Annotated in this window: 11 protein-coding genes; 7 read left to right on the plus strand and 4 right to left on the minus strand. The window is 59.2% G+C overall.

What is annotated here, in order from left to right; translation table 11 throughout:
* Both ACFE0K_RS14175 and ACFE0K_RS14180 read left to right on the plus strand, forming a co-directional pair.
* Nucleotides 1-333, plus strand: a 333-nt coding sequence (locus ACFE0K_RS14175) for an aminotransferase class I/II-fold pyridoxal phosphate-dependent enzyme (protein WP_434536675.1), incomplete at its 5' end; no start/stop codon positions are given.
* A 111-nt stretch (nucleotides 334-444) separates the two neighbouring features.
* The gene (locus ACFE0K_RS14180) at nucleotides 445-960 is read left to right on the plus strand and encodes a hypothetical protein (protein WP_434536676.1); all 516 of its coding nucleotides are present in this window, start codon (nucleotides 445-447) and stop codon (nucleotides 958-960) included.
* A 138-nt stretch (nucleotides 961-1,098) separates the two neighbouring features.
* Here the strand turns inward: ACFE0K_RS14180 and ACFE0K_RS14185 are convergent, their stop codons facing one another.
* Nucleotides 1,099-2,031 (minus strand): class I SAM-dependent methyltransferase, encoded by a 933-nt coding sequence (locus ACFE0K_RS14185; protein WP_434536677.1) that lies wholly within the window; start codon nucleotides 2,029-2,031, stop codon nucleotides 1,099-1,101.
* 108 nt (nucleotides 2,032-2,139) lie between these two features.
* Between ACFE0K_RS14185 and htpX the strand changes: the two genes are divergently transcribed.
* A complete protein-coding gene (htpX, locus tag ACFE0K_RS14190) occupies nucleotides 2,140-3,036 on the plus strand; it encodes a protease HtpX (protein ID WP_434536678.1) in 897 nt (298 codons plus the stop codon).
* Nucleotides 3,037-3,185: 149 nt separating this feature from the next.
* On the opposite strand, the gene ACFE0K_RS14195 is transcribed toward htpX, so the two are convergent.
* The gene (locus tag ACFE0K_RS14195; RefSeq protein WP_434536679.1) at nucleotides 3,186-4,328 is read right to left on the minus strand and encodes an ATP-NAD kinase family protein; all 1,143 of its coding nucleotides are present in this window, start codon (nucleotides 4,326-4,328) and stop codon (nucleotides 3,186-3,188) included.
* A gap of 73 nt (nucleotides 4,329-4,401) precedes the next feature.
* On the opposite strand from ACFE0K_RS14195, the gene ACFE0K_RS14200 reads away from it, so the two are divergent.
* Nucleotides 4,402-4,599, plus strand: coding sequence for a PA1571 family protein (locus ACFE0K_RS14200; protein WP_434536680.1), 198 nt, complete (start codon nucleotides 4,402-4,404; stop codon nucleotides 4,597-4,599).
* Here ACFE0K_RS14200 and ACFE0K_RS14205 read toward each other — a convergent pair.
* Both ACFE0K_RS14205 and ACFE0K_RS14210 read right to left on the minus strand, forming a co-directional pair.
* Nucleotides 4,571-5,686: a 4-phosphoerythronate dehydrogenase gene (locus ACFE0K_RS14205; protein ID WP_434536681.1), complete on the minus strand. Its 1,116-nt coding sequence runs from the start codon at nucleotides 5,684-5,686 to the stop codon at nucleotides 4,571-4,573. The genes ACFE0K_RS14200 and ACFE0K_RS14205 overlap by 29 nt on opposite strands.
* An 11-nt stretch (nucleotides 5,687-5,697) precedes the next feature.
* Nucleotides 5,698-6,558 (minus strand): fructosamine kinase family protein, encoded by an 861-nt coding sequence (locus tag ACFE0K_RS14210; RefSeq protein WP_434536682.1) that lies wholly within the window; start codon nucleotides 6,556-6,558, stop codon nucleotides 5,698-5,700.
* A gap of 166 nt (nucleotides 6,559-6,724) precedes the next feature.
* Between ACFE0K_RS14210 and ACFE0K_RS14215 the strand changes: the two genes are divergently transcribed.
* The 3 genes from ACFE0K_RS14215 to ACFE0K_RS14225 form a co-directional block, all read left to right on the plus strand.
* Nucleotides 6,725-7,243 carry a hypothetical protein gene (locus tag ACFE0K_RS14215; RefSeq protein ID WP_434536683.1) on the plus strand — a complete coding sequence of 173 codons (519 nt, stop codon included), beginning with the start codon at nucleotides 6,725-6,727 and terminating at the stop codon, nucleotides 7,241-7,243.
* Nucleotides 7,240-9,156, plus strand: a complete 1,917-nt coding sequence (locus ACFE0K_RS14220) for a tetratricopeptide repeat protein (RefSeq protein WP_434536684.1) — start codon at nucleotides 7,240-7,242, stop codon at nucleotides 9,154-9,156. The genes ACFE0K_RS14215 and ACFE0K_RS14220 overlap by 4 nt, the downstream gene beginning before the upstream one ends.
* The coding region (locus ACFE0K_RS14225; protein WP_434536685.1) for a tetratricopeptide repeat protein at nucleotides 9,153-10,112 on the plus strand (960 nt) is incomplete at its 3' end. The genes ACFE0K_RS14220 and ACFE0K_RS14225, both read left to right, overlap by 4 nt.

Here is a 10,112-nt window from a genome sequence, read left to right on the forward strand (position 1 = left end):
ATTGGTGATCTGGTACTGCCCACCGGCCGGCTGGGCCGCCAGCGGGACCTGGCCTGGGAAATGCTCGATTCCATCCCCGGGGTCAGCTGCGTGAAGCCCAAATCCGCGCTGTACCTGTTCCCGAAACTGGACCCGAAGGTATTCCCGTTCGAAGACGATGAAGCCTTTGCACTGGATCTGCTGCGCGAGGAAAAAGTCCTGATCGTTCAGGGCACGGCCTTTAACTGGCCGGAACCGGATCACTTCCGGGTGGTATTCCTGCCCCGGGTGGATGACCTGGAAGATTCCATCGGCCGCATCGCCCGCTATCTGGATCGGGTACGAAAAAAATAACAGGGATTCATTCCCGAATTCTACTCGTAGGAGCGTCGCTGGCGGCGCGATTCCAGGCGTTGATGATCGCGCCGCCAGCGACGTTTCTACATTTGTTGTAAAGAGCCGCCCATGTCACATCTGCATATCGACGACTTCAGCCACGACGTTGCCCGCATTCTCATGCAGGCCTATATGAGCTTCCCGCGACCCGGCGCGCTCTACGTGGAAGACATTATCGGGCCTACAGAAGTGGACGATGTGGGCCTGCACAGTAGCCGTCACATGGCCTGTCTGGGCGCCATGCTGTGGCTGGCGGAAGAAGGTTTGCTGCGCTATGACGCCACCATCTTTCAGGAAGGCATTGAACAAGCAGTACTGACCAACAAGGCCTTTGTGCTTCTGACTGCCATCTGTGAGCTGCGTTTCGATAACACCGACCCAAGCCTGCCTGCCACCGTAAAACACGAAAAGGCGACGCTTGCCGAACAGTTCCTGCAGGCCATCCGCGCTCAGGATTCCGTGCGTACCACAGCCGTAGTGCGTTATCTGCTGTCACGACACCCGGAGCCGGTTCAGGCAGAAGAATTTGCCGATCTGCTCAAGCAGGATGACAACCAGCATGTCGTGACCGAATCCGGCGTCTAATCCCATCCTGTGCCGACGGCGTCGGGTGCACTGAGCCAAAGGCGAACCGCACCGATTTGGCGTTGGGATGATGCAGTTCGCATTTGGCTCAGCGCACCCTACAGTGGCTATTGCGAATGCAAGCGTCTGCGATCTGGCTCAGCTATCGAGTTCTGCCGGTCGCCGGTAGTGATAGTGGACCGTCTTCAGGGCCGGCTCCCCGACTTCGTCGAATCCCGGGGCTCCCGGTAAACGCCTTACCCGTTCCGCCCCCGGCAGATTTTCCTCCAGGCACGTTTCCAGCCACCCATAGTCCAGCCAAGGAGCATTCACACAGGCAAGAATCTCCGCCTGCGGTGCCAGCAGCTTGTGCAGCCTCTTCAGCAACGTCGGGTAGTCCTTTTCCACCATGAAACTGCCCTTCTGGGCGCTGGGCGGGTCAATCACGATGATGTCGTAACGCCCCAGGCTGTGAAGTTTTTTCCAGCTGCGGAAAATGTTGTGCGGCAGGTAATGCACCTTTGCGCCTTCGAACCCGTTGAGCCCATGATTCTGCTGCCCCAATCTGAGCGCCGGGTCGGAGAGATCAATATTCACCACCGATTCGGCACCGCCGGCCAGGGCCGCCACGGAAAAACTGCAGGTAAAGCTGAACAGGTTGAGAACTTTCTTGCCCTCGGCACGCTCTCGAATCCAGCGCCGCCCTTGCGCCATATCGGCAAAGAACCCCAGGTTCTGCCCGCGCTGGAAATCCAGCTTGTAGACCAGTCCATCCTCTTTCGCCAGGGGCGACTCCGGCAGCTCGCCGCACACCAGCACATTCTCTGCTTTACCGTCATAGCGATGCTGAACGACCAGAGTGTCACAACCCAGGCCCATCAGTGCGGTTGCCAGGCAGGATTCCAGCGCCTGCAGAATGGCCTCGTCCTGGGCCCGGAACACCGTGGCGACCAGTACCGGCGCAAAGCAATCGATGGTTAACCACTCCAGGGCGGGTACGGTTTTCCCCCGGCCATGGAAAAGACGATGGCGTGGCTGCGTAGGGGGAACCAGATAAGGGGCAAGCAGGTCTGACAGTTCGGAGGATTGCATAGGACCGGGAGAGCATGTGGCGGGTACGTTTACCGCGCAGTATACCTTGCCTTCACGGCCTTCGCCCCCATAATCAAGCTTTCCGATGACACGTGGAGACAACCGACGATGATGCGCATTGCGCTTTATCTGCTGACCAACCTGGCGGTGATTGTGGTCGCCAGCATTACCCTGAGTCTGCTCGGGGTGAATTCCTATTTTGCCGCCAGCGGTTCCGGACTGGACCTGACCAGCCTGCTGATCTTCAGTGCGGTATTCGGCTTTGCCGGCTCGCTGATTTCCCTGTTGATTTCCAAGCCCATGGCCAAATGGTCTGCGCGGGTGAAGGTCATCGAGCAGCCTGGCAACGAGGCAGAGCGCTGGCTGTTACAGACAGTGAAAGAGCTGTCTGACAAGGCGGGTATCAAAATGCCGGAAGTGGGCATTTTCCCGGCCCAGCAATCCAACGCCTTTGCCACCGGCTGGAACAAGAATGCCGCCCTGGTAGCGGTTTCCCAAGGCTTGCTGACCCGCTTCCGCCCGGAAGAAGTGCGCGCGGTACTGGCCCATGAGATCGGCCACGTGGCCAACGGCGACATGGTCACCCTGAGCCTGGTGCAGGGCGTGGTGAATACCTTCGTGATCTTTGCCGCCCGCGTGGTCGGCTATGTGGTGGACAGCTTCATGCGCCGTGACGGTGGTGGCGGCCTGGGCTTCGGTTACTACATTGTGGTGATCGTGGCCGAGATCATCTTCGGCATCGCCGCCAGCGCCATCGTCATGTGGTTCTCCCGTTTCCGGGAATACCGGGCCGATGTGGCTGGCGCGCAGCTAGCAGAGCGCCGCGATATGATCTCCGCCTTGCAACGGTTGAAAGCTGAATCCCAGATGCCCAACCAGATGCCGGATACCCTGGTGGCCTTCGGCATCAACTCCGGCCTGGCCAAAGGCTTCAAGGCCCTGTTCGCCTCCCACCCGCCGCTGGATGATCGTATTGCGGCGTTGCAGGAGAAACGGCACGGGTAAAGATAGTTAACAGTTAATAGTGAATAGTTAACAGTGCGCGATCAGCGCACTTAGCTCCTGAAACGCAAGAGGCCGCGTCCAAACCATGGACGCGGCCTCTTTGCGTTTCATAGCATGACAACCCCTTTCGCGGCGCTGTTCACTGTTAACTATTCACTGTTAACTGCTTCTGTACTGACCCGATACAACACCTGATCCTCATAGCCGGTAACCACCGGCCAAAGCCCGCACAACTCCCGGTCGAGCGCCGCGTCACCGGTATCCACCAGCAGCGGTCGCCCTTCCAGGGTCTTGAGTTTGGTACGGGTGGCAAGGATCCGGATGTTGTCCTTGCCCAGCCGCCGAATCAGCTCAGGACTGAATTGCTGATTACCACGGCCGAACAGATGCCCTTGCCCACCAATCACGGTAATCACCGCCCGGGCCGGGGCATCGCCGATCTGCGCCAGCAGCGCCCTTGCTCCCAGATCCCGACCTACTACTTCCTGGTTGTAGACCAGATCTACACCCAGCAGCGTGTTCTCCAGGCCCAGTTGTTCCATGACCACTGCCACCGTAGAACCGGAACCCATCAGGTAATAGGTATCCTCTTCCAGGCTGTCCGCGATCCAGGCGGCCACTTCGGTGACCACCAGATCTTCCACTTCCCGGCCACCGCATTTTACCTGTTGCAGGTAACGGGCTTCGGCGGGGACCTGTAGCTCACCATAATGGCGAGCGCGGACAACGCCCTCGCGGAAAGCCTCTTCATCAATATCCCGCACCTCTGCCAGTTCCAGCCCCACCAGTTCTCCGCCAGCCAGTTCTGCCAGCAGGCTGCCTGCCGCTTCCGGGTTGATGGCATAGACTGCCGAATGCATCTTGCAGCCGGCGGGAACGCCCAGTACTGGCGTTTCCTGGCCCAGGGCATCCACCAGGTCGCGGGCAGTGCCGTCACCGCCGGCAAACAGGATCAGTTCGGCCCCGGCACCTTTTAGTGCCTCCGCTGCCCTACGGGTGTCCTGTGGACGACTAGGCATAGTGGATTCACCGATTACCTGACAGGACAGGCCGGCTTCCCGGCAGCTTGCCTCACCCATATCGCCGGCCCAGGTCAGCACGGTCAGGTTTTTCGCATCGGCAAGCGCCTTGAGCGCGCGGGTCATGCGAGCCGGTGCTTGGGGCTCGGCCCCGCGTCGCAGCGCTTCATCACGGGTTTCCTCGCCATCGCTGCCCTTCAGAGCCACGCTGCCACCAAGCCCGGCGTAAGGGTTTACCAGAACACCGAGACAGAGAGTTTGGTCGACTTTCATAAAGCGGTCATATCCAGATACAAAAATGGCATTGCTGTCCACGCAGGCCAGCGCCTAAATAAACGACTTAATCATGCATACACACAGGGATGCAGCCATGAATCTCGACAGCCAGCAACCCGGCAAGAATTTCCACGGTGGCGCCATTATTGATGAGCAGGGCCGGGAAGTTCCCATTACCGAAGCCATGATCCAGCAAGCATTTCAGCGCCTGGAGAAAAGCTGGCAGCCTCCCCGGCCTCTCAAGCCCGGGCAAAAAGCCGGTGCATAATCCGTTGCCAGGGGGCAGCGACCTCACCCTGGTAGCACCAGTCATGAAGCTCGTGGCGCACCGGGTACTCCTTGCGCAACCGGTCGAAGGCTGTGCCCGGTTCCTCTGAAAGCAGGCTATCACCGAGCCGCTGATGATCCTCCGATAACCGGTACGCCACCTGCAGCACCCTGAGCAGATCCTCCTCGTTTGCCACCTGCTGATCGATGATTTCATTCCTTGCCGACACCGGCGCCGGTTGTGCCGTCACGCCGAGCCAGTCACAGAACGCCTGATAGAGCATCTGGGTTCCCTTGAGCTTGCCCTCGGCGCTGTAGCCGGCAATGTGCGGCGATCCCAGCAAGACCTGTTCGAACAGCGCTGGTGGTACCTGGGGCTCGGCTTCCCAGACATCCAGAATGGTGGCCGGAGCCTGGCCTACCTCGAGCCGCGCCAGCAAGGCCTCGTTATCGATCACCGGCCCCCGGCAGGTATTGATCAGCATCTGCGATGCAGACAGCCGTGACAGCCGGGCCGCATCCAGCAAATGCCGGGTGGCATGATCACCGCTGTCTGTCAGCGGTACATGCAGGGTGATCAAGTCCGCATCGAGCATGGCATCCAGGGGCTCCAGCCGGTAGGGACCGGCATAGCCCTGCCCCGCCAGCGGCGGATCACAGGCGCGCACTTTCATACCCAGATCGGTAAGCCAGTCGGCCACCTGCAGCCCCACATTGCCCAGCCCCACCACCGCCGCCGTTGCCCCACGCGGGGAACGGTTTCCTGCCTCACAGAGCAACAGCACTGCCTGTAGCACATACTCCGCAACGGCCCGGGCATTACAGCCCGGCGCATGGGCAAAGCGAATGCCCTGCCGTTGCAGATAGGCCAGATCCACATGATCTGTGCCAATGGTTGCCGACCCCACGAATCGTACCCGTGATCCCGCCAGCAAATCCGCATCTACCCGGGTTACCGAGCGCACCAGCAATACCTCGGCCTCACCGAGTTGTTGCCTGGTCAGGCTGCGGCCATCCACTCGGGTCACGGTACCCATGGCGTCAAAGGGTTCCAGGCCCGGCATGTTGGCATCGGCAATGATCTGCATTGATTTCCCTGTCAGCAAGTGATCAGCAAACGGCGGGCAGTGTCATCCACTGCCCGGGCATACTGACCACCGAAAAGAGTGTAGTGATTCAGCCAGTGATAAAGGTCATACACTGGCCAGGCCTGATACCGCAGCGTTGCCGGGTACTCGGCCTGATACCCCTGATAGAACGCCGCCGGCACGCCACCAAACAGGTTGAGCATGGCCAGATCCACCTGCGGATCGCCATGATAACAGGCCGGGTCATAGAACACCGGCTCCCCGTTCACCTGTCCCAGATTGCCCTGCCACAGATCACCGTGAACCCGGGCAGAGGGCGGCCGGGAAGGCAGCCAGCGGTCCAGCTGTTCGATGACCTGCCCGGTCCGCTCCGCCGCCAATACCGGTAGCCCCCGCTGCCGAGCCCTTTGCAATTGCGGCGTCAGCCTTTCGTTGGCAAAAAAGGCAACCCAGTCATTGTGGTCCGCGTTGCTCTGCGGGCTGGCGCCAATAAAGTTATCCGGGTGACTGCCGTACCGGGCAGGCCCTTCAACCCGGTGCAGGCGAGCCAGCGCCGCTCCGGCGGCCATCCACTGACTGCTGCCGCTCAGGGAAGCAATAGGCAGGTACTCCAGAATCAGCACCCCGCCTTCACTGGCGGAGTAACAATGCACCACCCGGGGAACGCTCAGGCTTACTGCCAGCGCCTCCAGGCCCCGCGCTTCCGCTTCCAACAGCAGAGGATTGCGATGTTGTTTGACGAAATAACGACGTTCTCTGTCTTCAAGCACCCCGCTACGGGCGGTGTCGCCGCCTGCCACCGGAGTCAGGGTCCAATCACCTTCCAGGCCAGCCTCATTCAGGGCTTGCTGCAGCAGTACTGGTAATTTCATATCAAAAAAGTGAAACTCCTTGACTATAGAAGCCACCAAAATCGGCTCTCACGGCCAATAATGACTGACTGTTCCCCTTGATTTAAGGCATTCTTCTGATTACAACTAGGCACTACGCCAGCCGGGTTACCGGCCAATAACAACAACACAAAGCGATCGCCATCCCATGAAAGCACTCTTGCCCCTGTGCAGCGCCTTCCTTGTCGGCCTGTGTACCGTCGCCAGCGCCGCCGATGACGATGGTCTGTCCGAGCAGATCCGCCAGCTGAAAAGCGAAGCCCTGGACCTGAACCGGGATCTCACCCTGCTGGAGCAGGAGCTCCTCTATGCCAGCCCACAAACCAGCATCTTCGTCTCCGTGGATGTGGGCACGCCGATTCGCCTGGTCGATGTCAATCTGACCATTGACGGCGAACACGTGGGTTACCATTTTTACAGTGATCAGGAATTCGAGGCCCTCACTAAAGGCGGTATCCAGCGTCTTTACACCGGCAACCTGGCCAGTGGCCGCCACGTCATGGAAGCCACCATCACTGGCTATGATCCGCTCGGCAAGGATTATCAGAAAACCACCAGTTACACCTTCACCAAGGGTGCCGGCAAGAAAATGGTGGAAATGCAGGTGGTGGACGACCTGAACAAACAACAGCACAAGTTTGAATTCCGCGAGTGGAATCAGCAATGACACAGGCGCGGCGAAAACGGTGGCTGGTCGCGGCGTGCCTCGCCACCCTGTTGTCCCCCGCCCAGGCGGCAAAAGTCGAATTCTTCGATGACATCAACGAAGGTCCGATACCTCTTGGCGTAGAAGAACACCGTTACCTGGCTTTTGGCGAGGTCATGTTCGACTACTATCGTCACGCCAACTTCAATGCCATCAATACGCTGCTGGTCAATCAGGAGCTGGCGCTATTCAACGAGGATACGGATTACGCAGAGCTGTTGCTTGGCGATCTCTATGTGACCTATGGCCTGCCGGGCAAGGCAGAGATCATCTTCAACCGCCTGCTGGAAAAGGACATTCTCAGCCGCACCCGGGCCCAGACCTGGCTGCATAAGGCTGCGCTGCACTATCGTGAAGGCAATCTGGCGGAAGCCGCCATGATTCTTGACGGCGACAACGTGGAAGGCTTGGACCCGGCAGACGACGCCCGCCGACGTCTTATGCTGGCCAATATCTTCATGGCCGAGGAAGATTTCGCTGGCGCCCTGGATTATCTGCACTCAGTCCCCCTGAGCACGGATGAAGGCCGCTACGCCACTTACAACATGGGCGTGGCATTAATTCGCGGCGGTCACCGTGAACAGGGGGTTGCCCTGCTCAAATCCCTGCTGGGAGCCGGTGGCAGTTCTGACCAGGCTCTCGCCCTGCGCGATCGGGCTGCCCTGGCCTCGGGACTGACCGAGTTGAGAGAAGGTAAACTACAAAGTGCCCGTGCAGACCTGCGTCAGGTCCGCAGTGACGGCCCCTTCTCCGAAGATGCATTACTCGCCCTGGGACTGGCCAATTACCGGGCCGGCGATATAAAACGCGCCCTGCCCCTGTGGCTGGAGGCGGTCCGCCGCAACAGCAGCCACCCCTCTGTGCAGGAAGCGCTCATGCTCGCCCCCCGTGCCTACGAAGAGCTCGGCGGGCTGCCCCAGGCCCTGGCCGGTTACCAGTATGCCGCCTCGGAATACCGTCAAGCACTGAAAGACATCCAGCAGGCCATCGACAACATCGCCAAACCCGGTTGGTCGGAAGCTCTGTTACCGGAAGACGGCAACCAGGCTGGGCTACTGCCAGCCAACAGTGGCGATCTGGCCCGGGGCAACGAACTCTCTTATCTCTACAAGCTGTTTTCCAGCAACGCCTTTGCCCAACGTTTCGAGCACTACCGGCAAATTCATCAGATCAAAAGCATGGTGAACAAATGGCAACAGTCACTGCCTGCACTTGAGGAAACCTATCAAATCCAGCAGCACAGCCTGAGCCGCAACCTGCCCCATGTTCGCGGCGAAATGACCCGCCACATGAGCCGGCAGGAACAACTGGCCATGGCCAGTGACAGGGTCTCCGCGGCGATTCCCAATTTTGTCGACATGAGTAAACCGCAAGATGTGGCCAGCGCCGAACAGGCCATCATGTGGAAGAAAGTGGATGCCATGGCACGCCAGTTCGGCACCTTGCCCGACTCCAGCCATGCCAATGCCCTTCGGTTACGTAAAGTGCGCGGCCTGTTGTTGTGGGATATTGCTCACCAGTCGATAGAACAACGGCAAAAACAGGAGCAAGCTGCTACCCAATTACGAGAAGAAAGCAGTGTTCTGGGCGAACGAATTGCTGCCGTACAACAGCAGATCCGTGATGCCACCCTGCGCACCCGGGACGACCTGGGCCAGAGACTGGCCGAGCAGACCCAGCGAATTGACAAAATAAAACGTCTTACCGAAGACACCCTTGAGGCTCTGGAAAAGAGCATGCAGGCCGATGCCCTTGCGCTTTTACTGGCCAACCAGCAGAAACTGGCAGACCAGTTGGCCGAGGCCCATCTGGCCGTTGCCCGCCTGCAGGACTCTTCGGCATCCGACGGCAGCAAACAGAGGAAAGGATCGTGAACCGATTTCGCCTGCATGGGCTGGCAGCCGCAATCATTGCTCTTGGCGGCTGTGCGTCTGCACCGCAGAACGGCACTCTGGAGCAACAGGCCCGCTTCGGGGGAACGACCCTGGCGGATCTGGAAGGCACCGACATCATCATCGAAGAACAGCAACTGGAAAGTGCCAGCACCCAGGACGCATTGAACAGCTACCGGCAGGCCGCCGAGCTGTTCGACGACCCGGAACGTCGAGCCAAAACGCTCCGTCGCATGGCGGATCTGGCCTTGTCCTCTGCCACCGAGCAGGAAATGGGTATAGAAGACGCCGATAACGAGCGTCTGGAACAAAAAGTGGACAAGCTCGTCTACGACAACGCCATGGAGCAGGTGAACACCACCCCGGATACCGAACGCAAACTGGCTCTTCTGGATCTCGCCGGCACCATGGCGCCATCCCTGGCCGATAAGGACGTGGATTACAACACTGCCATCTCCCTGTATCAGGAACTGCTTAACAGCACCAACGACCCGGACCAACGCGCCGAAGCTTACTACCTGTTGTCCAAGGCTTATGCCATGGATGGCAACCTGGAACAGGCCCGCGCCAGCCTGGACGCCTTGGTAGAACAGTACCCGAACAGCGAATGGGCACTGGAATCCCAGTTCCGCCGGGGTGAAATGCTGTTCTCGGATGGTGATTATGACTATGCGGAAAAAGCGTACGCGGATGTCATCCGTCGCGGCGCCAATAATGAATTCTACAGCCAGGCGCTCTACAAGCACGGCTGGAGCCATTACAAACTGGGCGACTACGAGCTGGCCCAGACCAGCTTCTTCACCCTGCTGGACACCCTGAATGGTGCCAGTCAGCTCAATGCCGACACCACCATGGAAAACAAATTGTTTGCCGATACCCAGCGCGTGGTGAGCCTGGCATTCAGCAACGTGGATGGCCCGCACTCGGAGAAAAAGGTG

This window comes from Alcanivorax sp. (assembly GCF_051117345.1).
Classification (GTDB): Bacteria; Pseudomonadota; Gammaproteobacteria; order Pseudomonadales; family Alcanivoracaceae; genus Alcanivorax.